General features: G+C 71.5%; 23 protein-coding genes and 1 pseudogene. 16 read left to right on the top strand and 8 right to left on the bottom strand.

Annotation, left to right across the window (positions count from 1 at the left end; translation table 11 throughout):
- Position 1: 1 nt before the first annotated feature.
- The 8 genes from ACIA8X_RS38610 (at position 2) to ACIA8X_RS38575 (ending at position 9,894) form a co-directional block, all read left to right on the top strand.
- A complete protein-coding gene (locus ACIA8X_RS38610) occupies positions 2–2,098 on the top strand; it encodes a molybdopterin cofactor-binding domain-containing protein (protein WP_393460133.1) in 2,097 nt (698 codons plus the stop codon).
- A gap of 21 nt (positions 2,099–2,119) precedes the next feature.
- Positions 2,120–2,575 (top strand): (2Fe-2S)-binding protein, encoded by a 456-nt coding sequence (locus ACIA8X_RS38605; protein ID WP_393459821.1) that lies wholly within the window; start codon positions 2,120–2,122, stop codon positions 2,573–2,575.
- Positions 2,576–2,643: 68 nt separating this feature from the next.
- Complete coding sequence (locus tag ACIA8X_RS38600) at positions 2,644–3,510, top strand: fructosamine kinase family protein (protein WP_393459818.1); 867 nt, start codon at positions 2,644–2,646, stop codon at positions 3,508–3,510.
- Positions 3,511–3,623: 113 nt separating this feature from the next.
- A complete protein-coding gene (locus ACIA8X_RS38595) occupies positions 3,624–4,622 on the top strand; it encodes a LacI family DNA-binding transcriptional regulator (RefSeq protein ID WP_393459815.1) in 999 nt (332 codons plus the stop codon).
- Positions 4,623–4,724: 102 nt separating this feature from the next.
- The gene (locus tag ACIA8X_RS38590) at positions 4,725–6,065 is read left to right on the top strand and encodes an ABC transporter substrate-binding protein (protein WP_393459812.1); all 1,341 of its coding nucleotides are present in this window, start codon (positions 4,725–4,727) and stop codon (positions 6,063–6,065) included.
- A 15-nt stretch (positions 6,066–6,080) separates the two neighbouring features.
- Positions 6,081–6,968, top strand: a complete 888-nt coding sequence (locus tag ACIA8X_RS38585) for a carbohydrate ABC transporter permease (RefSeq protein WP_393459809.1) — start codon at positions 6,081–6,083, stop codon at positions 6,966–6,968.
- Positions 6,968–7,783: a carbohydrate ABC transporter permease gene (locus tag ACIA8X_RS38580; RefSeq protein WP_399460259.1), complete on the top strand. Its 816-nt coding sequence runs from the start codon at positions 6,968–6,970 to the stop codon at positions 7,781–7,783. Before ACIA8X_RS38585 ends, ACIA8X_RS38580 begins: the two co-directional genes overlap by 1 nt.
- 53 nt (positions 7,784–7,836) lie before the next feature.
- Positions 7,837–9,894, top strand: a complete 2,058-nt coding sequence (locus ACIA8X_RS38575; RefSeq protein WP_399460258.1) for a beta-galactosidase — start codon at positions 7,837–7,839, stop codon at positions 9,892–9,894.
- 13 nt (positions 9,895–9,907) lie between these two features.
- Here the strand turns inward: ACIA8X_RS38575 and ACIA8X_RS38570 are convergent, their stop codons facing one another.
- Both ACIA8X_RS38570 and ACIA8X_RS38565 read right to left on the bottom strand, forming a co-directional pair.
- The gene (locus ACIA8X_RS38570) at positions 9,908–10,786 is read right to left on the bottom strand and encodes a hypothetical protein (RefSeq protein ID WP_399460256.1); all 879 of its coding nucleotides are present in this window, start codon (positions 10,784–10,786) and stop codon (positions 9,908–9,910) included.
- A gap of 93 nt (positions 10,787–10,879) precedes the next feature.
- Entirely contained in the window at positions 10,880–11,716 is an 837-nt protein-coding gene (locus ACIA8X_RS38565) for a helix-turn-helix transcriptional regulator (RefSeq protein ID WP_399460255.1), read from the bottom strand.
- 102 nt (positions 11,717–11,818) lie between these two features.
- Between ACIA8X_RS38565 and ACIA8X_RS38560 the strand changes: the two genes are divergently transcribed.
- On the top strand, positions 11,819–12,526 hold the full coding sequence (locus ACIA8X_RS38560) for an SDR family oxidoreductase (RefSeq protein WP_399460254.1): 708 nt from the start codon (positions 11,819–11,821) through the stop codon (positions 12,524–12,526).
- A gap of 22 nt (positions 12,527–12,548) precedes the next feature.
- On the opposite strand, the gene ACIA8X_RS38555 is transcribed toward ACIA8X_RS38560, so the two are convergent.
- Positions 12,549–13,742, bottom strand: coding sequence for a CaiB/BaiF CoA transferase family protein (locus ACIA8X_RS38555; RefSeq protein ID WP_399460252.1), 1,194 nt, complete (start codon positions 13,740–13,742; stop codon positions 12,549–12,551).
- 68 nt (positions 13,743–13,810) lie between these two features.
- Positions 13,811–14,269 (bottom strand): MarR family winged helix-turn-helix transcriptional regulator, encoded by a 459-nt coding sequence (locus ACIA8X_RS38550; protein WP_393459788.1) that lies wholly within the window; start codon positions 14,267–14,269, stop codon positions 13,811–13,813.
- A gap of 192 nt (positions 14,270–14,461) precedes the next feature.
- Here ACIA8X_RS38550 and ACIA8X_RS38545 point away from each other — a divergent pair.
- Positions 14,462–14,669, top strand: a pseudogene (locus tag ACIA8X_RS38545) (hypothetical protein); the annotation flags it as partial.
- A 24-nt stretch (positions 14,670–14,693) separates the two neighbouring features.
- Here the strand turns inward: ACIA8X_RS38545 and ACIA8X_RS38540 are convergent.
- Both ACIA8X_RS38540 and ACIA8X_RS38535 read right to left on the bottom strand, forming a co-directional pair.
- Complete coding sequence (locus tag ACIA8X_RS38540) at positions 14,694–15,686, bottom strand: helix-turn-helix domain-containing protein (RefSeq protein WP_393459785.1); 993 nt, start codon at positions 15,684–15,686, stop codon at positions 14,694–14,696.
- 186 nt (positions 15,687–15,872) lie between these two features.
- Entirely contained in the window at positions 15,873–16,847 is a 975-nt protein-coding gene (locus ACIA8X_RS38535; protein WP_393459783.1) for an alpha/beta hydrolase, read from the bottom strand.
- Between the two features lie 284 nt (positions 16,848–17,131).
- On the opposite strand from ACIA8X_RS38535, the gene ACIA8X_RS38530 reads away from it, so the two are divergent.
- A complete protein-coding gene (locus tag ACIA8X_RS38530; RefSeq protein WP_393459782.1) occupies positions 17,132–18,142 on the top strand; it encodes a TerC family protein in 1,011 nt (336 codons plus the stop codon).
- Positions 18,143–18,636: 494 nt separating this feature from the next.
- Positions 18,637–19,518 carry an LLM class F420-dependent oxidoreductase gene (locus tag ACIA8X_RS38525; RefSeq protein ID WP_393459779.1) on the top strand — a complete coding sequence of 294 codons (882 nt, stop codon included), beginning with the start codon at positions 18,637–18,639 and terminating at the stop codon, positions 19,516–19,518.
- On the opposite strand, the gene ACIA8X_RS38520 is transcribed toward ACIA8X_RS38525, so the two are convergent.
- The gene (locus tag ACIA8X_RS38520) at positions 19,494–19,712 is read right to left on the bottom strand and encodes a hypothetical protein (protein WP_393459776.1); all 219 of its coding nucleotides are present in this window, start codon (positions 19,710–19,712) and stop codon (positions 19,494–19,496) included. The genes ACIA8X_RS38525 and ACIA8X_RS38520 overlap by 25 nt on opposite strands.
- 114 nt (positions 19,713–19,826) lie before the next feature.
- Here ACIA8X_RS38520 and ACIA8X_RS38515 point away from each other — a divergent pair, with 114 nt between their 5' ends.
- Entirely contained in the window at positions 19,827–20,732 is a 906-nt protein-coding gene (locus ACIA8X_RS38515; protein WP_393460130.1) for a LysR family transcriptional regulator, read from the top strand.
- Between the two features lie 94 nt (positions 20,733–20,826).
- On the opposite strand, the gene ACIA8X_RS38510 is transcribed toward ACIA8X_RS38515, so the two are convergent.
- Positions 20,827–21,390, bottom strand: coding sequence for an NADPH-dependent FMN reductase (locus ACIA8X_RS38510; protein WP_393459773.1), 564 nt, complete (start codon positions 21,388–21,390; stop codon positions 20,827–20,829).
- Between the two features lie 100 nt (positions 21,391–21,490).
- On the opposite strand from ACIA8X_RS38510, the gene ACIA8X_RS38505 reads away from it, so the two are divergent.
- From ACIA8X_RS38505 to ACIA8X_RS38495, 3 genes are read left to right on the top strand one after another with little or no spacing between them, the layout of a single operon-like run.
- Positions 21,491–22,165, top strand: coding sequence for a TetR/AcrR family transcriptional regulator (locus ACIA8X_RS38505; protein ID WP_393459770.1), 675 nt, complete (start codon positions 21,491–21,493; stop codon positions 22,163–22,165).
- A gap of 46 nt (positions 22,166–22,211) precedes the next feature.
- Positions 22,212–23,258 (top strand): LacI family DNA-binding transcriptional regulator, encoded by a 1,047-nt coding sequence (locus tag ACIA8X_RS38500; protein WP_393459767.1) that lies wholly within the window; start codon positions 22,212–22,214, stop codon positions 23,256–23,258.
- Positions 23,259–23,313: 55 nt separating this feature from the next.
- Positions 23,314–24,492 carry a 4-hydroxybenzoate 3-monooxygenase gene (locus ACIA8X_RS38495; protein ID WP_393459764.1) on the top strand — a complete coding sequence of 393 codons (1,179 nt, stop codon included), beginning with the start codon at positions 23,314–23,316 and terminating at the stop codon, positions 24,490–24,492.
- The last annotated feature ends 28 nt before the right edge of the window (positions 24,493–24,520 follow it).

Here is a 24,520-nt window from a genome sequence, read left to right as displayed (position 1 = left end):
CGTGGTGTATTCGCTGGCGGCGACCACCCTGACCGTCGCGGCACCGCTCGGCTGCGACGGCTCGACCGCGCAGGGCGCCGAGGAAGCCGAGGCCGGCGGCCGTGCAGCCTCCGACGTCCTGGTCACCGGCACCGACGAGGAGATGCTGGTCCTGGAGGTCACCCCGGCCAACAGGGTCGTCGTACGGCTGCCGCGCGTCGAGGTCGGCCAGGGCGTCACCACCGCCGTCGCGATGATGATCGCCGAGGAACTGGACGCCCGGCTCGCCGACGTCGACATCCCACTCGCGGACGCCCGCAGCAAGGGAAACCAGTTCACCGGCGGTTCCAACTCGGTCAGTTCGCTGTACGGGCCGGCCCGGCACCTGGCCGCCACCGCCCGCGCCAAGCTGGTGACCGCGGCGGCCCGCCGATGGCACGTCCCCGCGCGGACCCTGCGCACCAGGGACACGATGGTCTTCGGACCGGACGGCCGGTCGGCCACCTTCGGATCGCTGACCAGGGCCGCCGCCCAGATCACGCGCCCGGCCGTGTCGACCAACCCCAAGCCCGCCTCCAAGCACCGGGTGATCGGCCGGCCGGCGACCCGTATCGACGCCCGTGACATCGTCACCGGCAAGGCGAAGTACACCGGAGACCTCGCGGTGGCCGGAGCGAAGCCGACGGTCGTGGCCCGGCCGCCGACGATCGGCGGGAAGGTCGTCTCGGTCGACTCCAAGGCGGCCCGCGCCATGCCGGGCGTGCACGCGGTCGTCCGGATCGACGGCGGGGTCGCCGTGGTCGCGGAGACCTTCCACCACGCCTTCCAGGCCCGGGACGCGCTCAAGATCAAGTGGGCGCCGGGCCCCCTCGCGAACCTCTCCGACGCCGAGATCCGCGCCCGGCTGCGCGCCGCCGTACCGAAGCTGGAGAGCCCGCCGCGCGGATCGGCGCAGACGGAGGCCGAGTTCGAGTTCGCCTTCGTCAGTCACGCGCCCATGGAGGTGCTCACCGCTGTGGCGGACGTGCGCGCCCAAAGTGCCGAGATCTGGTTCTCCTCCCAGACGCCGCAGTCGGCGCGCGAAGAAATCGCCGCGACGGTCGGCCTGCCGGTGTCGAAGGTCCGGGTCCATGTCCTGCGCGGCGGTGGGTCGTTCGGACGCCGGCTGAACTACGACGCCGCGATCGAGGCCGCGCAGATCTCCAAGAAGGCGCGCCGGCCGGTGAAGCTGATGTGGAGCCGGGCCGACGACATCCGGCACGGCCGTATGCGCCCGGCCTCCCACCACCGGATCCGGGCCAGCCACGCCCAGGGCAGAGTGGTGGCCTTCTCCCACGCGACGGCCTCGGTCAACGAGTCCTCCGAGCAGGGCATGTCCACGCAGGGCGGCGTGCGTGCCGCCGTGCGTGCCCCCGTGGCCGCCCCGCTCCCCAGCGACAGCGGCCTCTACAACTTCGGGCGCCTCTCCGGGAACTCCGGCTCGGTCGACCTGGCGATCCCGCTCGGCGCCTGGCGCTCGGTGGACTCCGGCACGGTGCGCACCGCCGAGGAGATCGTCGTCGACGAGGCCGCCCGCAGCCTCGGCAAGGACCCGGTCGCCTTCCGCCGTACGACCCTGCGGAGCAAGGCCGTCAAAGCCGTACTGGACAAGGTCGCCAAGGCGGGGGAGTGGGGCCGGACCATGCCGCGGGGGCACGCCCAGGGCGTCGCCGTGCACGAGGAGTACGGCTCCTGCGTGGCCTGTCTGGTCGAGATCGACGCCGCCGATCCGAAGAACCCCCGGGTGACCAAGGTTGTGATGGCCGCCGACGTCGGAACGGCCGTCAACCCGCGTGGACTTGAGGCCCAGCTCATGGGCACCGCCGTCGACGGCATCTCCACCGTCCTGAGCGCCGGCCTGCACATCGACAAGGGCGCCGTCCGCGAGAGCAGCTTCGCCGACTTCCACTACGCCCGCCAGCGCCATGCCCCGCAGCAATTCGAGGCGCACATCATGCCCTCCCGGCGCGACCCCGGCGGAGCCGGCGAACTCGGTGTCCCGGCCGTGGCCGGCGCCGTCGCCAACGCCTACGCCCGGGCCACCGGCACCAAGCCGCGCCGCTTCCCCCTCGACTTCTGAGCCACGTCCGAGAAGGTACCGATGCCCTCCTACTCCTTCACCCTCAACGGGAAGCGCGTCACCGTCGAGGCCCCCGCCGACATGCCCCTGCTGTGGGTACTGCGCGACCTGCTGAACGTCACCGGCCCCAAGTACGGCTGCGGCGTGGGCGCCTGTCGCGCCTGCACCAGCCATCTCGACGGCGACGAGATACAGCCCTGCGTCGTCCCGGTCGGCGACTGCGCCGGCCGTGCGGTCACCACCATCGAGGGCCTGGCCGACGGCGACCGCCTCCACCCCGTGCAACAGGCCTGGCTCGACTGCGACGTCGCCCAGTGCGGCTTCTGCCAGCCGGGCCAGATCATGGCCACGGCCGCCCTGCTGAAGAAGACGCCCCGGCCGACCGACGCCGACATCGACCGGATCGAGAACGTCTGCCGCTGCGGCACCTACTCCCGGATCCGGGAGGCGATCAAGAAGGCCGCCGCAGACAGCTGACGCGATGACTCCCCGGAGCGGGACCGGCTGACTTCAGCGCCGCCAAGGGTCGCCGTACCCTGATGGCCGTGCACAACTCCTTCGAGGGCCCGAGTGCCGTTGCGGCACGGTTCACCGGACTCCCGGCCACCGGCGAACGCCGGCACTCCGGGGGGCTCGCCGAAGTCACCCTCGACGACGGCCGGGTGGTGATGGTCAAGCGCGGCGACGGCGACCGGGCCGCACAGGCCGAGGCGGCGGGACTGCGCTGGCTGGCCGACGCCGACACGGTCCGTATCCCGGTCGTGCACGGCCACGACGGGCAGTGGCTGGTCACCGACCGCGTGGCCACCGGCCGTCCCGGCGTCGCCGCGGCGGAGCGCCTCGGCCGTGAACTGGCCGCCCTGCACGCCACCGGCGCACCCGCGTTCGGCGCCCCACCGCCCGGCGGCCCCGAGGCCGCGTACATCGGCCTCGCCCCGATGCGCAACGTCACCGGCCCCGACTGGCCCCGCTGGTACGCCGAGCACCGGGTGCTGCCGTATCTGCGCCGCGCGGTCGACGACGGCACCCTCCGCAGCACCGAGGCGCCCGTCTTCGAGCAGGTCTGCGAGCGGCTCCCCGAACTGGCGGGCCCCGCCGAGCCGCCCGCCCGGCTGCACGGCGACCTCTGGAACGGCAACGTCCTGTGGGGCGCCGACGGACACGCCTGGCTCATCGACCCGGCCGCACACGGCGGCCACCGTGAGACCGACCTGGCGATGCTCCACCTCTTCGGCTGCCCCCACCTGGACCGGATCCTGGCCGCCTACCGGGAAGCCGCGCCGCTCGCCGACGGATGGACCGACCGCATCGCCCTCCACCAACTGTTCCCGCTCCTCGTGCACACCGTGCTCTTCGGCCGCGGCTACGCCGAACAAGCCCTTGCGGCGGCCGAGTCGGCGACGAACCATTGACGCCGTGGCCAAGGCTCTCCAGACTGACATGACTACGTAGTCATGCTGGCGTCAGCCCGCTTGTCGCATGAGTTGACTACGTAGTCAGCCAAGACGACGACCCGGGAGCCCGCATGGCGACGACGATGACCGAGGTCGCCCGCACCGCCGGTGTCTCCCAGAAGACGGTGTCACGGGTCGTCAACGGCGAACCGCACGTCAGCCCGGAGGTCCGCGACCGCGTGCTCCGGGCCATCCGGGAGCTGGACTACCGCCCGAACAACGCGGCGCGCGCCCTGCTCCTCGGCCGCTACCGGCGCATCGGCGTCGTCTCGCTGGGCACGTCCCTCTACGGCCCGTCGACGCTGCTGATCGCCCTGGAACGGGCGATGCAGCGGGCGGGGTACTCCTTCGCCCTGGCCAGCACCCTGGAGGGGCAGAGGGTCTCGGTCGCCGTCGAGGCGCTGCTGGAGCAGGGCGTCGACGGGATCGTGCTGTCCGAGCCCATCGACGACGGCACCCCGCTCCGACTCAGCGCGGACGTCCCGGTGATCAGCCTCGGAGAGGGCGTCGAACTCACCGACGGCGTGGGCGCGGTCGTCGGCGCCGACGGGGTCCGGGCCGCCCGGCTCGCCACCGAGCACCTGCTCGCCCTCGGCCACCGCACCGTCTGGCACCTCCCCGGCCCGCAGAACTGGTGGGCCGCCCGCGACCGTCTCCGGGGCTGGCGCGAGGCCCTCGCCGCCGCCGGCGCCCCCGAGCCGCCGCTCGCCAGGGAGGGCGACTGGAGCCCGGCCGCCGGATACGCGGCCGGCCGACAACTGGCCCGACTCGCCGACGTCACCGCCGTGTTCGCCGCAAACGACGACATGGCGATCGGCGCCCTGCACGCCTTCGCCGAGGCGGGCCGCAGCGTCCCCGGCGACGTCAGCGTCGTGGGCTACGACGACATCCCCGCCGCCGCCTACCTCTCCCCGCCCCTGACCACCGTCAGGCAGAACTTCGCCACCATCGCCGACCGTGCAGTCGACCACCTGATCGCCCTGATCGAGGGCCGCCCCGCCCCGGCCGAACACCCCGAACCGGCCGTCGAGTTGACCGTACGAGCCTCCACCGGCCCCGTCTCCCCCTGACCACACCCCCTCACCCCGACCACTCCGCCCCACCCCGCGTGCGCAGCCCGGGACGGCCGTCGCACGCACACCCCCGTAGCCGCACCACGTGAGGAGTCACGTGTGTACCCACCACCCCGCCCGCCCCGCCGCGCTGTCCTGCGCGGCGCCCTCGGACTGAGCACGGCCGCCGCCCTCTCCGCCTGCGGAGGCGGCAGCTCCACCGCCGTCACCTCCGGCGATGTCACCCTCGCCCTGTGGACCCACGACCCGGGCTACGAAGCCTTCTTCGAGAAGGGCATCCCCGAGGCCGACCGGCTCACCGACTTCCGCTACCACCTCAAGGTCACCCGCGCCGGAGCCCCCGACGTCGTCACCAAACTCCTGGCCCAGGCCGTCGCCGGACGCGGCACCCCCGACCTCGTGGGCTTCGAGATCGGCAGCTTCCCGCGCATGCTCCGCGGCGACATAGCCGAACGGCTGCAGTACGACCTCACCGACGACATCGCCGCCGTCCCCGGCCTGAAGGCCGACCTGCTGCCCGCCCGCACCGCCCCGTTCAGCAAGGACGGCCGGGTCTACGCCCTCGACTCGGACACCCCGATGGTCGTCTACTTCTACCGGGACGACCTCTTCGACCGGTACAACCTCCCCAAGGACACGCCCACTTGGGAGGAGTTCGCCGAACTCGGCGCCCGCGTCCACCAGGACCACGGCGCCTCGATGTGCGTCGTCTCCACCGTGGGCAGCGACGCGGGCCAGGTCGTGCAGTCCTTCCAGATGCTGCTCTACCAGCGCGGCGGCGCCTTCTTCGACGCCGACCAGAACCTCGTCCTCGACTCGCCCGAGGCCGAGGAGGTGCTGCGCTTCCTCTGCGAAGGCCTGCGCAGCGGCTTCGCCATCGACATCTCCGACTACTACGGCGCCGCCATGCAGACCGCCCTGAAGCAGGGCCGGGTCATCGGACTGCCCATGGCGATCTGGTACAAGAACTACGGCCTGGCGCCCAACGTGCCCGAGCAGAAGGGGAGATGGCGGGTCAAGGCCCTGCCCCGGTTCGCCGGGGGCGGCGCGGTCACGGCCGCCGTGGGCGGCACCGGCTTCGGCGTCATCAAGGACAAGCCCCACACGCGGGCCGCCAAGGAGTTCCTGTTCCACACCTGGCTCACCCATGAGGGCCAGGTCCGCCGCTTCACCGAGACCGGCTACCTCCCCACCCGCCGCTCGGTCTACGACGACCCCCGCCTGAGCACCGCCCGGGACGACTTCTGCGGCGGCCAGCGGCTCTTCCCGCTCTACCGCGACCTGCTGCCCCAGGTCCCCCCGTTCCACCAGAGCCCCGACCAGTCGATCCTCTACGACGTCCTCGCCGGCAACCTCCTGCGCGCCTACCACGGCGATCTGAGCCCTCGTCAGGCCCTGAAACAGACCGCCGCCGACTTCCGTGACCAGGCCGGACGCTAGGAGGGTCCACCCACCATGACCACCGCCGCAGTCGGCCGGAAGAAGTCCTGGGCGCCGTACCTCTTCATCTCGCCCTTCTATCTCCTCTACGTCCTGTTCATGCTGGTCCCCGTCGCGGTCTCCCTCTGGCTGAGCCTCACTGAGTGGGTCGGCCTCGGCACCCCGCACTGGGTGGGCCCGCGCAACTACCGGCTCCTCGCCACCGACATCAGCTTCCATCGCGCCCTCGGCAACACGGCCGTCTTCGTGCTCGTCGCGGTCTGCGTCGTCGTCCCCGCCGCCCTGCTGATCGCCCAGGCGCTCAACACCCGCGGCCTGCGCGTGCGGGACCTGTGGCGCACGGCGTACTTCGTGCCCGTCGTCGTCTCCCCGATCCTCGTCGCGCTCATCTTCGGCCTGGTCTTCGACGGGCAGTTCGGCCTCGCGAACTCGGTGCTGCGCGCCCTGTTCGGCACGGGCGGCGTCGACTGGCTGGGCGATCCGAGCCTGGCCAAGGTGAGCATCGCGCTGGTGATGCTGTGGCGCTGGACCGGCTACCTGACCGTCTTCTTCCTCGCCGGACTCCAGAACGTGCCAAGGGAGTTGTACGAAGCCGCCGCACTCGACGGCGCCGGACGCCTGCGCACCTTCACCACCGTCACGCTGCCCGCGCTGAAGCCGGTGACCGCCTTCGTCGTCGTGACGTCCTTCATCGGCGCGGCCCAGATCTTCGAGGAGCCGTATCTGCTGACCGGCGGCGGACCGGCCGAATCGACCCTCTCGGTCACGATGTTCATCTACCGGGCCGCCTTCCAGCGCCAGCAGTTCGGCTACGCCGCCGCCGCGGCCGTCGTGCTCTTCGTCCTCGTCTTCGGGCTCAGCCGGCTCGTCAACCGACTCCTCGGCATCGGGAGGTCCGACTGATGCGCACCCGCGTGCCTCTGTACGGCGTACTGGTCCTGCTGTCGCTGGCCTTCCTCGCCCCACTCCTGTGGGCGCTGAGCGGCTCGTTCAAACCGCGCGGCGACATCTTCGGCTACCCGCCGCGACTCGTCCCCGACCCGTTCACCCTCGACAACTACCAGCGCCTGCTCTCCGGACAGCCGTTCTGGCGCTGGTTCCTCATGAGCACGGTCGTCGCCCTGACCGCCACCGTCGTGTCCGTCTTCGTCTGCGCCCTGGCCGGCTACGGCTTCGCCAAGTTCCGCTTCGCAGGGAAGAAACTGCTCTTCGGCGTGATGTTCAGCTCGCTGTCCATCCCGTTCGCGGTGATCCTCGTGCCGCTGTTCGTGATCCTCGTCAAGACGGGCCTGGGCAGCCCCTGGTTCGCGCTGATCGTGCCCTGGGTGGCGCCGGCGTTCGGGATCTTCATGATGCAGCAGTACATCGTGCAGTCCATACCGGACTCCGTGCTGGAGGCCGCCCGTATCGACGGGGCGAGCGAGTTCGGGACCTTCCGGACCATCGTGCTGCCCCTGCTGCGCCCCGCGCTCGGCGCGCTCGCAGTGTGGCAGTTCCTGCAGAGCTACAACAGCTTCCTGTGGCCGCTGGTGCTGGTCTCCGACAGCTCCCAGTACACCCTGCCGCTCGGCCTGCAGACCCTGTTCGTCTCGGAGCAACGGCAGTACGACCTCGTCCTCGCCGGAGCGGTCCTCGCCGTCGTTCCTGCTGTCGCCCTCTTCGTCGTCCTGCGCAAACAGCTCCTCGAAGGCCTGTCCACGGGCGCCGTCAAGGGCTGACGATCCACCGCCGGATCCACATCCGGCCCACCCAACCACCGTATTGGAGAAGGATGTTCGAGCTTCCACCCCGGGTCCTGTTCGGCGCCGCCTACTACCACGAGTACCAGCCGAACGAACGCCTCAAGGACGACCTCGACCTGATGGCCGAGGCCCGCTTCACCGTGATCCGGGTCGGCGAGTCCGTCTGGTCGACCTGGGAGCCTACGAGCGGCCGCTTCGACCTCGACTGGCTGCGGCCGGTGCTGGACGGCGCCCACGAGCGGGGCATCTCGGTGATCCTCGGGACACCGACGTACGCGGTGCCGCCGTGGCTGGCCCGGCAGTACCCGGAGATCGCGGGGGAGTACCGCACCGGCGAGCGCCACGGCTGGGGCGCCCGCCAGGAGGTCGACTTCACCCACCCGGCGTTCCGCTTCCACGCCGAGCGGATCATCCGCAAGATCGTCGGCCGCTACGCCGACCACCCGGCCGTGATCGGCTTCCAGGTCGACAACGAACCGGGCCTGCACCTCTTCCACAACCACGGCGTCTTCCAGCGCTTCACCGACGAACTGCGCGAGCGGTACGGCGACGTCGAGACCCTCAACCGCGAGTGGGGCCTCGTCTACTGGTCGCACCGGCTGTCGACCTGGGCCGACCTGTGGACCCCCGACGGCAACGCGCAGCCGCAGTACGACCTGGCGTGGCGACGCTTCCAGGCCAAGCTCACCACCGAGTTCATCGCCTGGCAGGCCGAGATCGTGCGCGAGTACGCCCGCCCCGGCCAGTTCGTCACCACCTGCATCTCCTACGACCGCCAGGGCGTCGAGGACGACAAGCTGACCGAGCGGCTCGACGTCACCGCCGGCAACCCGTACTACACGATGCAGGACGCCCTCGCCCTGCCCGACCGGAACCGCTCCGGCCAGGACTGGACGACCAACGGCACCTGGGCGCTGTACCGCAGCGCCGACCGCATGTACTCCTCCCGCCAGGAGCCCTTCCTGGTCACGGAGACCAACGCGCAGGCCATCGGCGGGCCCTGGAACAACCGCCCCGCCTACGACGGCCAGTACCGCCAGGCCGCCTGGGCGCTCATCGCACGCGGCGCCTCGCTGATCGAGTACTGGCACTGGCACACCCTGCACTTCGGCACCGAGACCTACTGGGGCGGCATCCTCCCGCACAACGGCCGTCCCGGCCGCGTCTACCGCGAACTCGCCGTATTGGGCGAGGAGTTGGAGAAGGCGGGCGACCTGGTGGCAGCCCTCACCCCGGACGCCGACGTCGCCTTCCTCTACGACGGCCCCAGCAAGTGGGCACTCCAGGCGCAGCCTCCGCTGGCCGCGCCCGACGGAGACCCGGACAAGCGGTCGTACGAGACGCTCTTCGACGCCTTCTACCGGGGTGCCTTCGACGCCGGGCTCCAGTCGCGCATCCTCCACCCCGGCCAACTCCCCGACACCGAACTGCCGCCCGTCCTAGTCGTCCCCGCCTACTACGCCGCCGACGACGCCACCCTGGACCGGCTGAAGGCCTACGCCGAGCAGGGCGGCCACCTGGTGCTCGGCCCTCGAACGGCCTACGGCGACCTGGAGGCACGGGCCCGCATCGACGTGCAGCCCGCGCTCCTCGCCGAGGCGGCCGGGGTGACGTACGACGAGTTCAGCAACCTGGACGCCCCGCTGCCCGTCACCGGCACCGGCGGTCTCGCCCTGCCGCCCGAGGCCCGCGCCCTGCACTGGGCCGACGGTCTCCAGCCGCAGGGCGCCGAGGAGGTGGCGACCTACGACCACCCGCACTTCGGACGCTGGCCCGCCGCCACGACGCACCGGCACGGCGCCGGCCGCATCACCTACGTCGGCACCGTCCCGGACCCGGCCTTCGCCCAGGCCCTGCTCCGGTGGGCGACCCCGATCGACGACTCCTGGCGCCCGACGCACCCGAGCGTGACCTCGACCTCGGCCCGCTCCCGCGACGGCCGCCGGGTGCGCTTCCTGCACAACTGGTCGTGGGAGGAGGTGACCGTCCCCGTGCCCGAAGGCGTACGGGATGTCCTGTCCGGTGCCGAGTACGCCGGCGAAGTAGTGCTCGGTCCATGGGATGTGAAGGTCCTTCAGGACCGGTGACTCCACGGCTGACTCATTCGGCGCCGTGCACCGGGGCGCCCGTGAACGCGTCCAGCAGGACCCGGTCGCCGAGCGGGCGGTCCAGTGCGACCTTCACCTTCTTGGAGAGGAGTTGGAGCGTGCAGACACCGTCCCGCGTTCCGACCATGTAGCCGGACAGCACCACACTGCCGTCCGTCTCCAGTACGTCCACGGCGGGTCCGTCGTCGCATGCACCGTGGTGCGCCAGCACCGTGACGGACCGGCCGTCGGCGGACACCTCGACCAGCTTGTCGAGGTCCCACAGCTCGCTGCTGACGGAGTCGGCCGGTCCGATGGGCGGCTTCGGCTGCTTCGAGGAGCTGAGGGCTACGCGCTTGAGTGGAGTGTCGTAGCCCTCGATCGTGAACAGCCAGGCCGGGACGGTGGCCGGGCCGCGGCTGGTGGCGAGCGTCGTCTCGCCCAGCTTCGCCCCGGTCACCGTCAGACGGGGCCCGGAGCCGTTGTCGCCGCCCAGCTTCTCGTACGCCGCCCGCGCCCCCATGAGCGGCAGGGTGAGCGAGTCGCCGTCCCGCCATGTCACCTTGGCGTCCTTCTGCGGGCTCTTGGGGAGGTCGCCGCGCAGCACGAAGTTCTGGGTGATGTACGCCTCCTTGTCGGCGTCGTTGTGGAAGGCGTCCTCGGGCAGTTGGACCGGGTCGCCCATCGGGTAGTAGCCCTCGCGCCAGGTGTCGGCGGCCGGTGAACCGTCCCAGGCCTTCGCGACCTTGAGGGCACGGGGCCGGGTGTCCGGCGCCGGGTCGGGCTTGCCCGAGCCCGACGTGTCGGCGCCGCCGCATCCGGCGGTGAGCAGGCCGAGCGCGATGAGCAACTGGACGGTGCGTGAAACGGTGCGTGAAGTGGTCGTACGCATGGATCCCCCGAACGGACGGCGACGGGTACGCGGGAGGGGCGGTGTCGCGGGCGCCCCGACACTGTGACGCACGACGGGCGTGGGGCGTTCGCTTCAGACCAGCGACTGCGTGCCGAGCACGGCGAGCAGCGCGAGGCGTTCCGCGTCCTCGGTGCCGGGCTCGGCCGTGTAGACCATCAGACGCAGGTCGCCGCCGGCCACGGTGAGGATGTCGCAGTCCAGGGTCAACGGGCCGACCTGCGGGTGTTCGACGACCTTGCGGCCGGCCTCGTGGCGGCCGACGACACCCGTCTCCCACAGCTCGGCGAACCGGTCGCTGTGGGTGCGCAACTCCGTTATCAAGAGCCGTAGTTGAGGATCCGCCGGATAGCGGCTCGCGGTCGCACGCAGATCGGCGACGATCCCGGCCTCGAAGGCGCGCCGCTCGCGCGGGGTCTGCCGCACCCGGCCGCCCGGACCGAGGAAGGCACGCCACACGCCGTTGCGCTCGAAGCCGCGCCAGGCCGACGGGTCTCCCATCAGCGCGGCGTACAGGGGGTTGGCCATGAGCAGCGTCCATGCCGCGTCGTAGACACCGACGGGCGTACCGTTCAGCCGGTCCAGCAGGCGCTGCACGCTCGGTGTGATGTGCGCGGGGACCGTCTCCGGGCCCGGCGGCACCAGTCCGGCCAGCCGGAACAGGTGCGCGCGTTCGTCGGCTGACAGCCGCAGAGCCCGGGCGAGGGCCTCGACGATCTGGCCGGACGGATTGCTCGCCCGGCCCTGTTCGAGCCGGGTGACGTAGTCGACCGAGATCCCGGCCAGCAGCGCCAGTTCCTCGCGGCGCAGCCCCGCCGCCCGCCGGTGCCCACCCGCCGGCAGCCCCGCCGTCTCGGGCGGGACCCGGTCGCGCCAGCGGCGCAGGGCCTGGCCGAGTTCCGTCGCCGTCATGCCTCCAGTGAACACGGTCGGGCAGGCACGTGCCTGGTACTCCCGGTCCCAGGAAGACGCGACGACTGGCTGCGGGCCGCGCCGCGCAGGAGTGTGGACGGCATGACGACCACACTCATCACCGGAGCGAACAAGGGCCTCGGCTTCGAGACCGCACGTCGACTCGTCGCCGCAGGCCACACCGTCTACGTCGGCAGCCGCGACCCCGAGCGCGGACGCCGGGCCGCCGAGCGGCTGGGCGCGCGGTTCGTCCCTCTCGACGTCACCGACGACGACTCCGTCCAGGCCGCAGTGAAGACCGTCGAGGCCGAGGGCGGGCTCGACGTACTGGTCAACAACGCCGGCATCGAAGTGCGGGGCGAGAACAACGGCATCCCCGCCGCCGCGGACACCACCGCCGACGAGATGCGCACGGTGTTCGAGACGAACGTCTTCGGCGTCGTCCGTGTCACCCACGCCTTCCTGCCCCTGCTCCAGCGGTCCCCGGCCCCCGTCGTGGTGAACGTGAGCAGCGGCCTCGGTTCGCTGACCCGGCTGTCCGACCCGGATGCACCGGCCCACTTCTACCAGGCCATCGCCTACCCGACCTCGAAGACGGCGGTCAACATGATCACCGTGCAGTACGCCAAGGCGTTCCCGGACATGCGGATCAACGCCGTCGAGCCCGGCTTCACCTCCACGGACCTCAACGGGCGTACCGGTACACAGACCGTCGAGCAGGGTGCGGAGATCATCGTCCGCATGGCACAGGTCGGTCCCGACGGGCCGACCGGCGGCTATGTCGACGTCGAGGGGCCGATTCCCTGGTGACGCCGAGCCCCTGTCGCGACCCTCAGATGACCGCGTCGGCGCGCAAGGCCTCGATCTCCTCGGTGGTACGGCCGAGTTCGGCGAGGATCGCCTCGGTGTGCTGGCCCACCTCCGGCACCGGGTCCATGCGCGCGGGCACTCCCGCGAGGTCGGTCGGCGGCAGGAGGGCCTGCACCGCCGCACCGCCGGGCACGGCCACCTCGGCCCAGCGGCCGCGGGCGGCGAGGACCGGGTGGTCCAGGAACGCGGCGACGTCGTTGACCCCGGCGCAGGCGATGCCGACGGACTCCAGGTCCTTGAGGATCTCCTCGGCGTCGGAGCGGGCGCAGCGCTCGGCGACGATCGCGTTGAGCTCGTCGCGGTGGGCCACGCGGGCGGAACTCGTGGCGAAGCGTGGGTCGTCCGTCAGCTCGGGCCGCCCCAGGAACTCGGCGCACAGGACGGCCCACTCGCGCTCGTTCTGGATGGAGAACAGCACCTCCTTGCCATCGGCGGCCGTGAAGGCGCCGTACGGAGCGAGGGTGGGGTGCTGGGTGCCCAGACGCGCGGGCTGGGTGCCGCCGTAGCGCGTGTAGTAGGCGGGCTGGCCCATCCACTCCGCCAGCGCCTCGAACAGGGACACCTCCACCGGGTGGGCCGTACCGGTGGTGGCGCGGGTGTACAGGGCGGTGAGGATGCCGCTGTACGCGTACATCCCGGCGGCGATGTCGGCGACGGAGATGCCGACGCGCGCGGTCTCGTCGGCGGTGCCGGTCAGCGACACCAGTCCGGTCTGGCACTGCACCAGCAGGTCGTACGACTTCCGGTCGGCCCACGGCCCCGACGTGCCGTACCCCGAGATCGTGCACGGGATCAGCCGTGGCCACCGCTCGCGGAGCACCTCGACACCCAGGCCGAGCCGGTCCACGGCACCCGGCGCCAGGTTCTGCACGAACACGTCGGCGCCGTCGAGGAGTAGGTGCAGGATCTCCCGGCCTTGCGGCGCCTTGAGATCCAGCGTGAGGGATTCCTTGGACCGGTTGAGCCAGACGAAATAGCTGGACTGCCCGTGCACCGTCGTGTCGTACCGGCGGGCGAAGTCCCCGTCGCCGGGCCGCTCGACCTTGATCACACGCGCACCGAGGTCGGCGAGCTGCCGGGTGGCGTACGGGGCGGCCACGGCCTGCTCAAGGCTGACCACGGTGATGCCGGACAGGGGGAGGTGGGGCGCGCTCATGGGGCCATGTGTACGGGCACGACGGAGATCGCGTCAATGCCGGCCGAGGCGGCGGGGGTCGCGCCGCCTCAGGCGGGGACGCGGAGGGTCTCCACGGCTCGGACCAGCGGGGCCAGTTCGGGATTCTGCGCGGCTTGGTCGAGGGCTTGGCGTAGGGCTGTGTCGTTGGTGGGGCGGGCTTCTTGGAGGAGGGTGAGGCCTGCTGGGGTGACGTTGGTGTAGATGCCGCGGCGGTCGGTGGGGCAGAGGTAGCGGGAGAGCAGGCCGCGGTCTTCGAGGCGGGTGACGAGGCGGGTGGTGGCGCTCTGGCTGAGGACGACCGCGTCGGCGACCTGCTTCATCTGGAGGTGGCCGCCTTCGCCGTCGTGCTGGCGGCTGAGGACGTCGAGCAGGGAGTACTCGCGCACGCTGAGGTCGTGTCCGGTCTGCAGGGCGCGTTCGATGTGTGCCTCGATCCTGCCGTGCAGCAGGGAGAGGGCGCACCAGCCCTGGGCGAGGGCGGTGAGCGCGGGGTCCGTCGCGGTCATGGCGCCGGTGTCCTCCATCCCGATGCGGGTGTCCTGGTGAGTGATCCGGTGAGGTGTCCTGGGAGTGTCCTCCAGGATAGGGCATCCGTGAAATTTCCAGCGAATGCGTGTAGAGCGCGTCTGCAAGCACTGCCGGAAATCCGTGGCCGCCGCGCCCACGGAGTCGGTACCGTCGATTTCCATGATCAGCACGCCGTGAAGATCGCCCGGCTGGAACGTCAAGCGCGAGGGCGCCGGCTTCGTCACCCGGTTCGAGGTCGACTCGGAGTTCTTGACCCGGTACCCCGTCCAGCAGGCGGGTGGCGAGACGATTCTCGAGCTGTGGGTGCCGGCCGAGGAGCTCGACGAGTTCAACGACCACATCGTCGGCACGATCGAGGTCGTGCACGAGTTCCGCTGACCGCGGCCACTGCCGTCCGCGCCGTCACGGCCGTGCCAGGTGCCGCATCGCCAGCGCCAGGCCCAGCCTGAACCGGCCCTGCGGTGTGCGCAGCGGCCAGCCCAGCAGGTGCTCGGCGTGTGCCAGTCGCTCCTGGAGCGTGGAGTGGTGGACGTTGATCTCGGTCGCCGCCGCCCGCAGGCTCACCGTCGAGGCGACGGCGTGCAGCGTGGCGAGCAGCCAGGGCGCGGCAGCCGCGGCCGCCTCCAGGGCCTGTACGTCGGGCGGCGGCTCGGCGCCCGGTGCGACGAGGTCGGCCAGGAGCGCGATGCCGCCCAGCTCGTCGGCGTGGACGACGCCCGGACCGGGGTCCTGTGCGGTGCCCTCGGCCGTGAAGCGGAGCGCGACGCGGGCCTGCGCCCAGGAGCGCGGCAGGTCGAGCACCGGGACGGCGGGGCCCACGCCCACTCGACCGGCGGGCGACTCGGCCTCCGGGCGCGCGGGGACGATACGGGGGCGGCCGTCCAGCGGGGCGAGGACACGGGCCGGTGCGGCGGGGTCGAGCCCCAGCCCGCGGGCCGCGTGCAGCCGTGCCGTCTCCGGAGCGGTGGCGTCGAGGACGGTCTCGACCAGGGCGGGATCATCGGCCGGCGCCCGCCCGCGCGTCCGGTCGAGCACGAGCCGTACGGCACCGGCGGCCCGCTCCAGGATCACCGCGTCGACCACACTCGGCTCCGCCGCCTCGGACCGCTCCAGCCACAGGGCCGGGTCGCCGCCCGGCGTCAGCGCGGCGGACGGCCAGGCGGGGTCCACCGGCAGCGTGTTCTCCCGGCGCGTCCCGTCGGCCTCGACCCGGACATGCACCCGCCGGTCCGCGTCCACGAGCCGCGCCGGCACCCCGGCCAGCACGGCGGCCCCACGCACCAGCGTCTCCAGCCCGGCCCGCGCCTCGGCAAGCCGATCGAAGTAGGCGATGACCCTGACGGCCGCCCCGGCGTCCGGATCCAGCGCGGTCAGTCGTCCGGCCAGCTCTTTCATAGGGTCATGGTGCGGTATGGGGGTGGGGGATGGGGAGGTCGTGGTTGAGGCGAGGGGGAGTCAGGGGTTGCTCGGCGGGACGTGTGGTGGTGGGGGGTGGGGGAGCGGCGGGACCTGCGAGCGTGCCGGACCTCCCAAAGACCCCCGCCCACCTCACCACACCTCCATGCCCGGCCCCGCTGCCCCTCAGCTCCCCAACAGCCTCTTCAACCAAGCCAGTTGCTCCGTCCGGCAAGCCTGCGACAGTGCCGCCTGCGGGGCGAAGCCGTCGAAGCCGTGGAAGCCTCCGGGCCATACGTGCAGCTCGGCCGCCCCGCCCGACTGCCAGATCCGGGAGGCGTATGCGACGACCTCGTCGCGGAAGGTCTCCGCGGAGCCGACGTCGAGGAAGGCCGGGGGCAGGCCGGACAGGTCCTCGGCGCGGGCCGGTGCCGCGTACGCGGGGACGTCGGGGCCGCCGCGGCGCTCGCCGAGCAGCGCCGTCCAGCCGGTCTCGTTGGCCGTACGGTCCCAGATGCCGAATCCCGCCATCTGGTGGGCGGACGGGGTGTCGTTGCGGTCGTCCAGCATCGGGCACATCAGGAGCTGGCCGATCAGCTCGGGGCCCCCGCGGTCCCGGGTGAGCAGGGCCAGCGCCGCGGACAGCCCGCCGCCCGCACTGGCCCCGGCGACGACGATCCGCCTCGGGTCGCCGCCGAGCTCGGCCGCGTGCTTCGCGGTCCACTCCAGACCGGCGTACACGTCCTCGATCTGGGCCGGGTAACGGTCCTCGGGCGCCAGGCGGTACTCCACCGACACCACGACCGCGTCCACCTCCTTCGCCCAGGACAGCGCCACGTCCACACCGACCCGGTTGTTGCCGATGACCATGCCGCCGCCGTGGACGTGGTAGATCACGGGCCGTGGTCCCGCCGCTGCAGGGGCGGCCGGCCGGCAGATCAGCACGGAGATCTCGGGCGCGCCCCCGGGGCCCGGCACCGCCCGGTCCTCGACCTCGAAGAAGCCGTCCATGGTCAGGTCCAGCTCGGCCAGCAGCTGGATCCCCGCACCCTGGCGGACGTCGGCGATCTCGTCCATCGTCAGGCTCGGCGAGATCACGTCCTTGATGAGCTCCAGGGCGGCGGCGAGCTCGGGATCGAACGGGGGCGGGGTCTGGGTCATGGCTTCTCCTCACACGGGGGCACGTCATACGGGGGCACGCGTGCCCAGCGGCTCTGCGGCGCAGCGGCTCTTCAGCGCTGCAGCGCTGCGGCCATGATCAGCGCAGCCGCCCCCGACCGAAGGGCCGCCGTTCGGCGGAACCTGCCCGCCGTCCGGCGGGTGGCTCCCTCGGGTCCGGGAGATTGCCAGGACATGACTCGTTGTTCACCAGCCGTAGGTGGAAGGAATCGCTGAATTGCGACAACGCTGTCAAGTCCCCCACCTGCACCAGGAGTAATACCCCCGTGAACGTCTCCCTCTCCGTCTGGCTGCTGACCATTGTGGCCCTGTGCGCGCTCGTCGCCGTGGACTTCTTCATCGGGCGCAAACCCCACGACGTTTCCATCCGGGAAGCGGGAACCTGGACGATCGTCTGGATAGTGCTGGCCTGTCTGTTCGGCCTCGGCCTGTTCTTCTACGGCGGTGGGCAGCCCACGGGCGAGTTCTTCGCCGGGTACATCACCGAGAAGTCGCTCAGCGTCGACAACCTCTTCGTCTTCGTCCTCATCATGGGCAAGTTCGCGGTGCCCTCGCAGTACCAGCAGCGCGTCCTGATGGTCGGCGTGATCATGGCCCTGGTGCTGCGCGCCGGATTCATCGCGGCCGGCGCGGCGATCATCTCCACGTTCTCCTGGGTGTTCTACCTCTTCGGCGCCTTCCTGATGTGGACCGCCTGGAAGCTGATCCAGGACGCCCGCAAGGAGGAGCACGAGGAGGAGTACCAGGAGAACAAGCTGCTGAAGATGGCGGAGAAGCGTTTCGGCGTGGCCGACCGCTACCACGGCACCAAGCTGTTCATCACCGAGAACGGCAAGCGGATCATGACCCCGATGCTGGTCGTGATGCTGGCGATCGGCTCCACCGACGTCCTGTTCGCCCTCGACTCCATCCCCGCCATCTACGGCCTGACCCAGGACCCGTACATCGTCTTCACCGCCAACGCCTTCGCGCTGATGGGCCTCAGGCAGCTGTACTTCCTCATCGGCGGTCTGCTGAAGAAGCTGGTCCACCTCAGCTACGGCCTGTCGATCATCCTCGGCTTCATCGGCGTCAAGCTCGTCCTGCACGCGCTGCACGAGTCCGGGGTCCACGTCCCCGAGATCAGCATCCCCTTCTCGCTCGGCTTCATCGTGCTCGTTCTGGCGGTGACGACGGTGACCAGCCTGCGCGCTTCGAAGAAGCAGGAGCAGGCGCAGGCGCAGGAACGGGAGAATGAGCAGGCAGAGGCCTCGCGCGTGGAAACAGATGCCGAGTGAGCGCCACGGCCGTGAGCGCGGCGACCAACGCGCACACGCCGGTCGATCCGAAGCGGCCGTAGGCGCGGGCGCACAGCTTGCCGACGATAAGCGCGGTCAGCCCCGGCGCACCGCGCAGCCCGCCGAACGCCAGCACCCTGGCCGACACGCCGACCACCAGGAAGCACACGAGGTTGACTCCGTCCGGCCCCGCGGCGCTCGGAGAAGGGCGGCGCCCGTGAGGGAGAGCGCGGCGGCGAGGACGTACGGCGCACGCCAGCCCAGCCAGTCGCCGAGGGCGCCGCTGAGCAGGGTGCCGCCGACGACTCCCCGGCGCTCGGCGGCACCAGGCCCGCCGCCAGCGGACCGGCGAGCGGGGTGATGACCGTGGCCGTGCCGATCAGGCCGCTCGCGGCGCTCGGTGACCGACTGGCCGGGCGGGCTTGACTTCGAGGGCGCTCGAAGAACTAGCGTCGTCGGGGTCGGTGAACGGTCCGGGTGAACGGAGACAGGCCATGCGGGTCGGTGTGCACATCAACCGGTTCGACCATTCCGGGGGAGGTCCCGCGCTCGGTGCCGAACTCGCCGCCGCGGGCGCCGCCGCCGAGGCGGCCGGGGTGAGCTGGCTGTCGGTGATGGACCACTACTTCCAGATGGAGTTCAACGACCGGGCCGAGGACCCCATGCTCGAGGCCTACACGACCCTCGGCTTCCTCGCCGCCCACACCTCCACGGTCCGCCTCGGCGCCCTGGTGACCGGCGTGACCTACCGCCACCCCGGTCTGCTCGCCAAGATCGCCACCACGCTCGACGTGCTGTCCGCCGGCCGGGCCACCCTCGGCATCGGCGCGGCCTGGTACGGCCGCGAGCACGAGGGGCTCGGCGTGCCGTTCCCGCCGGTCGCCGAGCGCTTCGAGCGGCTGGAGGAGACCCTGCGGATCTGCCTCCAGATGTGGGACCCGCAGACCGACGGCCCGTTCGAGGGCAAGCACTACCGGCTGGCCGAGACTCTCTGTGTGCCGACGCCCCTCAGCGCCCCGCACCCCGAGATCATGATCGGCGGGGGCGGGGAGAAGAAGACGCTCAGGCTCGTGGCCCGGTACGGCGACGCCTGCAACCTGTTCACCACCTCACCGGAGGAGGTCCGGCACAAGCTGGACGTGTTGCGCGGCCACTGCGACACCGAGGGCCGCGACTACGACTCGATCCGCAAGACCGTCGCCTACGGCGGAGACCCGGCCACCGAGGGCGACCTCGACGCGTTCGTCCGGGACATCACGGGCTACACCAAGCTCGGGATCGACACCGTGATCCTCTCCCCGCGCCTGGGCGAGACCGCCGACTGGATGGAGAGCTTCGTCGCTCCGGCCGTTCAGCGGCTGGCCGAACTCGACTGAGCCTCGGCGGGACGGCTGCGGGAGACGACCCGCGCCCCGCGGCCGTCGACCACCCGCATCTGCAGCGAGCCGCACCCGCATCGCGTCCACACCGTCTGTCCGGCCGCGGTGCCGTGTCGGGAGAGCTCCTGGAAGGGCTCGGCGCCGTCGGGCCACCCGCAGTGCGGGCAGGCGGTGCCGGTCGTGCTGGTCATGGCGACTCCTCGTACCTCGTGACTGGTTGACCGTCGCGACACAGTCCAGGGTGCGGCGCCTCTTCTTACACGTCCAGGTTGACTTTATGGACGTCACCTTGAAGCGTGGACTTCATGATTGATCTGCGCCGACTGCACGTCCTGAGGGCCGTGGCGCACTACGGGACGGTCACCGCGGCCGCCCGCGCCCTGCACTTCACCCCGTCCGCCGCCTCCCAGCAGATCCGCCAACTGGCCCGCGAGCTGGACGTCGACCTGCTGGAGCCGCAGGGCCGCGGGGTGCGCCTCACCGCCGCCGCCGAGAGCCTCCTGGCGCACGCCGACGCGATCACGGCCCGCTGGGAGGAGGCCGAACTCGAACTGCGCGCCGAGTACAGCGCGCCCGCCGGGCAACTGCGGGTATGCGGTTTCCCCATGGCCGTGTCGGTGCTGCTGGCCCCGATGGCCGTACGGCTGCGGGAGCGGCATCCTCGGCTGACCGTACGGATCCAGGAATGCGGCGTCCCGGAGAGCTTCGACCTGCTCTTCGAGGGGGAGGTCGACCTGGCCGTGGTGGAGGTCACCCCGCACAACCCGCCGCTGAGCGACGCCCGTTTCGACCAGCAGCCGCTGCTGGACGACCCGTACGACCTCGTCGTCCCCGCCGACCATCCGCTCGCCGGGCGCGAGCGTGTGGGCCTCGCGGAGGCGGCGCACGAGGACTGGATCGCGCCGGTGCCGGACAGTCCCTGTCGGACGCATGTGATGTCGGCGTGCGGGGCGGCCGGGTTCACCCCGAGCGTGATCCACCACGCCCTGGACTGGAACGTCACCGCCCACCTGGTCGCCCACCGCCTCGGCGTCGCCCTGATCCCGCGGCTGGCCCAGCTGACCCCGCACCTGCCGATCGCCCGCGTCCGCTGCACGGGCGACCCGCACCGCAAGCTGCTCACCTGCACGCGCCGGGGCTGCCGGGAACGCCCGGCGGTGGCGGCGGCGCTGGAGGAGCTGCGGGAGTTGGCGCCCACGGCGGTGGCCTGACAGGGCAAGTGGCTGGAGACGCGACAAGAGGCTGGAGATACGACAAGAGGCTGGAGCCCTGGGCTCCAGCCTCTGCGGGGGTCCGGCCGTGAGATCAGGCCGCGACCGGCTCACCGGCGTTGCCGTGGACGCGCGCGATGACCTCGGTCAGCTGCGCGGCGACCTCGGCGTCGTCGACCGGGTGGGTCTCGGCGAAGCGGGTCACCGAGCCGGGGATGGACAGCTTGACGTCCTCCAGCACCTTGCCGCCGGCGATGCCCACGGCCTTGCGGGTCTCGTCCTGCGCCCACACGCCGCCGTACTGGCCGAAGGCGGTGCCGACCACGGCGACCGGCTTGCCACCGAAGGCGCCGGCGCCATACGGGCGGGACAGCCAGTCGATGGCGTTCTTCAGCACGGCCGGGATGGTGCCGTTGTACTCGGGCGAGAAGAACAGGAACGCGTCGGAGGCCAGCGCGGCCTCACGCAGCTTGGCGGCGGTGGCCGGGACGCTGCCCTCGACGTCGATGTCCTCGTTGTAGAACGGGATCTCGGCCAGGCCCTCGAAGAGCACGACCTCGGCGCCCTCGGGAGCGAGCTTGACGGCCGCCTCGGCCAGCTGACGGTTGTGCGAACCGGCACGAAGGCTGCCGACGAGCGCGAGGATGCGAACAGACATGCGAACTCCAAGGATGCTGAAACACTGTCGTTACGATCCGGACCGAGGTCCGCTTACGTTTCTAGCACCTTAACCGGACCGGGGTCCAGTTTCATTCCCGATGCTTTACGCTGGCTTCATGTCCGCCGTCCTGCCACCCTTCCCGGAGTCCCAGGAGCCCCTCGACGCGCCCCAGTTGCTGGAGGTCGGCTCCGCCCCCGACGAGCCCTGCCTGCGTGCCGACGCGGCCCGCAACCGGGCCCGGCTGCTGGAGGCCGCTGCCCGGCTGATCGCGGAGCACGGCGCGGCCGGAGTCACGATGGAAGCGGTGGCCGCGGCGGCCGGCGTGGGCAAGGGCACGGTCTTCCGCCGCTTCGGCGACCGCACCGGTCTGCTGTCGGCGCTGCTGGACCACTCCGCGAAGAAGCTGCAGGCCGACTTCCTCGGCGGGCCGCCGCCGCTGGGCCCCGGGGCGCCGCCGGCCGAGCGGCTGCGGGCCTTCGGTGTGGCGGTGCTGTACCGCTCGGCCGAGCAGCTGGACCTGCAACTGGCCGCCCAGCCGGAGCCGACCCGCCGCTTCGCCCACCCCTCGTACCGCGCGCTGCACACCCACGTCACGGTCCTGCTGCGGCAGACCCTTCCGGACGCCGACTGTGATCTCCTCGGCCAGACGCTCATGGCGTATCTCGACCCCGCGCTGATCCACCACCTGACCAGGCAGTGCGGTATGCCCCTGGAGCGGCTGGAGAAGGGCTGGACCGACCTGGTCGAGCGGGTGACGCGCACCGGGGCGTGAACGGGTGAGGACCCTAACCTGAGCCTCACTCACAGGTTCTGCAAGGATGCCGTACGTCATGGTGCAGATACCGAAAACGCCCGCGCCCGCTTCCCCCGCACCGCGCTCGGTACCCACGAGCGCCGATGTGGCCCGCCTGGCCGGCGTCTCGCGCGCGACCGTCTCCTACGTCCTCAACAACACCAGTGCCGTCCGGATCAGCGAGCCCACCCGCCGCCGTGTCCACGAGGCGGCGAAGGAACTCGGGTACGTCCCGCACGCTGCCGCCCGCAGCCTGCGTGCCGGGCACAGCCGTATGGTCCTGATGCCCGCACCGAGCTTCTCCGCCGGCTCGCTCTACAGCCGGTTCCTCAGCGATCTCCAGATGGCGCTAGGACGGCTCGACTACACCGTCGTGCAGCACGGCAGTGTGGGCCTGCACGGCGACGAGGCCGCCCGGGCCTGGGCCGAGCTGCGTCCGGTCGCCGTCCTGGTGCCGGGCTCCGGCCTGTGTCCGAAGGGCGTGACGGTGCTCAAGCGCTCGGGCGCCCGGGCCGTCGTCTCGCTCGGCCCCGAGTCCGTCGAGGGTGCCCACGCCGTGCTGATGGACTACCAGGCCGTGGGGCACTGCGCGGGCAGCCACCTGTACGACCGCGGTCGGCGCCGTATCGGCGTCGTGGTCCCCGAGGAGGACGGCCTGCGGTCCTTCTCGGCGCCCCGCCTCGAAGGCGTGCGCCGCGCCCTGCACGGCACGGACGCCACTCTGACCGAGCTGCCCCTCGCCTACTCAGAGGAGTCCGCCGCTCGGCTCGCCGCCCGCTGGCGCGACCTCGGCCTCGACGCGGTGTTCGCCTACAACGACGAGTACGCGATGCTGCTGATGCGCGCCCTGCAGGACGAGGGCGTCCGCATCCCCGCCGACACCGCCGTCATCGGCGCCGACGACCTGATGCTCGGACGGCTGCTGCGGCCTAGGCTGAGCACCGTCCACATAGAGCTGCCGTCCGGCCCGGACCTCGCGGAACTGGTCGACCGCGCGGTGCGCAACCCCGGCGCCGCGCCCGAGACGCACAAGGTGCTGGGAGCGTCGGTGGTGCACCGCGAGTCCAGCTGAGGCACCGCGAGTCCGGCCGACGTACGACGGACCGCCGAGGCCAGGGAGGCGTGGGATGCGCACGAGGGTCGGCATCATCGGCGGCGGGCCCGCCGGGCTGCTCCTCGCGCGCCTGCTGCACCGCGCGGGCATCGACTGCGTGGTGCTGGAGAGCCGGACGCGGGAGTACGTCGAGCAGCGCCAGCGGGCCGGGATGCTGGAGCAGGGCACGGTCCACGCGCTGCAGGAGGCCGGCGCCGCCGAGCGGCTGCAGGCCGAGGGGCTGGTGCACCAGGGCATCGAGCTGCGCTTCGACCGGGAACGCCACCACATCGACTTCCCGGCCCTCACCGGCGGCCGTACCGTCACGATCTACGCCCAGACCGAGATCGTGAAGGACCTCGTGGCCCTCCAACTCGCCGACGGGCCACCGCTGTTGTTCGAGGCCGAGGCGCTCGCCGTCGAGAAACCGGAGGGCGAGGCACCCGTCGTACGGTTTCTGCACGAGGGCCGCGAGCAGGCCCTGACCTGTGACTGGGTCGCCGGCTGCGACGGCTTCCACGGCATCTCCCGCGACGCCTTCCCGGCCGGGCTCGGCCGGTCGTACGCGCACGAGTATCCGTACTCCTGGCTCGGCGTCCTGGCCGAAGTGCCGCCGTCCTGCGACGAGTTGATCTACGCACGCGGTGAACGCGGGTTCGCCCTGCACAGCATGCGCTCCGCGGCCGTGTCCCGGCTGTACCTCCAGGTCCCCAACGACACCGACCCCGACGGCTGGCCCGACGACCGTATCTGGGACGAACTCGCCGCCCGCTTCGCCATCGACGCCGACTGGACCCTGAACCGCGGGCCCATCTCCGCCAAGTCCGTGACGACGATGCGCAGTTACGTCCACGAGCCGATGCGGCACGGCAGGCTGCTGCTCGCCGGGGACGCCGCCCACATCGTCCCGCCGACCGGCGCCAAGGGCCTCAACCTCGCGGTGTCGGACGTACGGGTCCTGGCCCGTGCGCTCACCGCGCTCTACCGCACAGGTGACACACGACTTCTCGACAGATACTCGGAGTTGTGTCTGCAACGTGTGTGGCAGGCCACCCGTTTCTCGGACGACATGACTAGGATGTTGCACGCTCAACCAAATGGGGATGTGTTCGACGACCGGCTGCAGCTCACCCGTCTGCGCCGGATCGCCGCATCCCGTCACGCGGCCGCCGAACTGGCGGCGAACTACTCGGGACTTCCGCTCCCCGTGTGAGTCCCGCCGGTGATGGAACGGAGAGTCG

It is taken from the genome of Streptomyces sp. NPDC051738, assembly GCF_044453205.1.
Taxonomy (GTDB): domain Bacteria; phylum Actinomycetota; class Actinomycetes; order Streptomycetales; family Streptomycetaceae; genus Streptomyces.
Note: the sequence above shows the minus strand (reverse complement) of the source record. Positions and strands in the feature narration are given on the sequence as shown.

What these genes read in the sequence shown, in the direction of transcription:
- ACIA8X_RS38605 (WP_393459821.1), top strand. Translation starts at nt 2,120, where the DNA reads ATGCCCTCCTACTCCTTCACCCTCAACGGGAAGCGCGTCACCGTCGAG.
- ACIA8X_RS38595 (WP_393459815.1), top strand. Translation starts at nt 3,624, where the DNA reads ATGGCGACGACGATGACCGAGGTCGCCCGCACCGCCGGTGTCTCCCAG.
- ACIA8X_RS38585 (WP_393459809.1), top strand. Translation starts at nt 6,081, where the DNA reads ATGACCACCGCCGCAGTCGGCCGGAAGAAGTCCTGGGCGCCGTACCTC.
- ACIA8X_RS38580 (WP_399460259.1), top strand. Translation starts at nt 6,968, where the DNA reads ATGCGCACCCGCGTGCCTCTGTACGGCGTACTGGTCCTGCTGTCGCTG.
- ACIA8X_RS38575 (WP_399460258.1), top strand. Translation starts at nt 7,837, where the DNA reads ATGTTCGAGCTTCCACCCCGGGTCCTGTTCGGCGCCGCCTACTACCAC.
- ACIA8X_RS38570 (WP_399460256.1), bottom strand. Translation starts at nt 10,786, where the DNA reads ATGCGTACGACCACTTCACGCACCGTTTCACGCACCGTCCAGTTGCTC.
- ACIA8X_RS38565 (WP_399460255.1), bottom strand. Translation starts at nt 11,716, where the DNA reads ATGACGGCGACGGAACTCGGCCAGGCCCTGCGCCGCTGGCGCGACCGG.
- ACIA8X_RS38560 (WP_399460254.1), top strand. Translation starts at nt 11,819, where the DNA reads ATGACGACCACACTCATCACCGGAGCGAACAAGGGCCTCGGCTTCGAG.
- ACIA8X_RS38555 (WP_399460252.1), bottom strand. Translation starts at nt 13,742, where the DNA reads ATGAGCGCGCCCCACCTCCCCCTGTCCGGCATCACCGTGGTCAGCCTT.
- ACIA8X_RS38550 (WP_393459788.1), bottom strand. Translation starts at nt 14,269, where the DNA reads ATGACCGCGACGGACCCCGCGCTCACCGCCCTCGCCCAGGGCTGGTGC.
- ACIA8X_RS38540 (WP_393459785.1), bottom strand. Translation starts at nt 15,686, where the DNA reads ATGAAAGAGCTGGCCGGACGACTGACCGCGCTGGATCCGGACGCCGGG.
- ACIA8X_RS38535 (WP_393459783.1), bottom strand. Translation starts at nt 16,847, where the DNA reads ATGACCCAGACCCCGCCCCCGTTCGATCCCGAGCTCGCCGCCGCCCTG.
- ACIA8X_RS38525 (WP_393459779.1), top strand. Translation starts at nt 18,637, where the DNA reads ATGCGGGTCGGTGTGCACATCAACCGGTTCGACCATTCCGGGGGAGGT.
- ACIA8X_RS38520 (WP_393459776.1), bottom strand. Translation starts at nt 19,712, where the DNA reads ATGACCAGCACGACCGGCACCGCCTGCCCGCACTGCGGGTGGCCCGAC.
- ACIA8X_RS38515 (WP_393460130.1), top strand. Translation starts at nt 19,827, where the DNA reads ATGATTGATCTGCGCCGACTGCACGTCCTGAGGGCCGTGGCGCACTAC.
- ACIA8X_RS38510 (WP_393459773.1), bottom strand. Translation starts at nt 21,390, where the DNA reads ATGTCTGTTCGCATCCTCGCGCTCGTCGGCAGCCTTCGTGCCGGTTCG.
- ACIA8X_RS38505 (WP_393459770.1), top strand. Translation starts at nt 21,491, where the DNA reads ATGCTTTACGCTGGCTTCATGTCCGCCGTCCTGCCACCCTTCCCGGAG.
- ACIA8X_RS38500 (WP_393459767.1), top strand. Translation starts at nt 22,212, where the DNA reads ATGCCGTACGTCATGGTGCAGATACCGAAAACGCCCGCGCCCGCTTCC.
- ACIA8X_RS38495 (WP_393459764.1), top strand. Translation starts at nt 23,314, where the DNA reads ATGCGCACGAGGGTCGGCATCATCGGCGGCGGGCCCGCCGGGCTGCTC.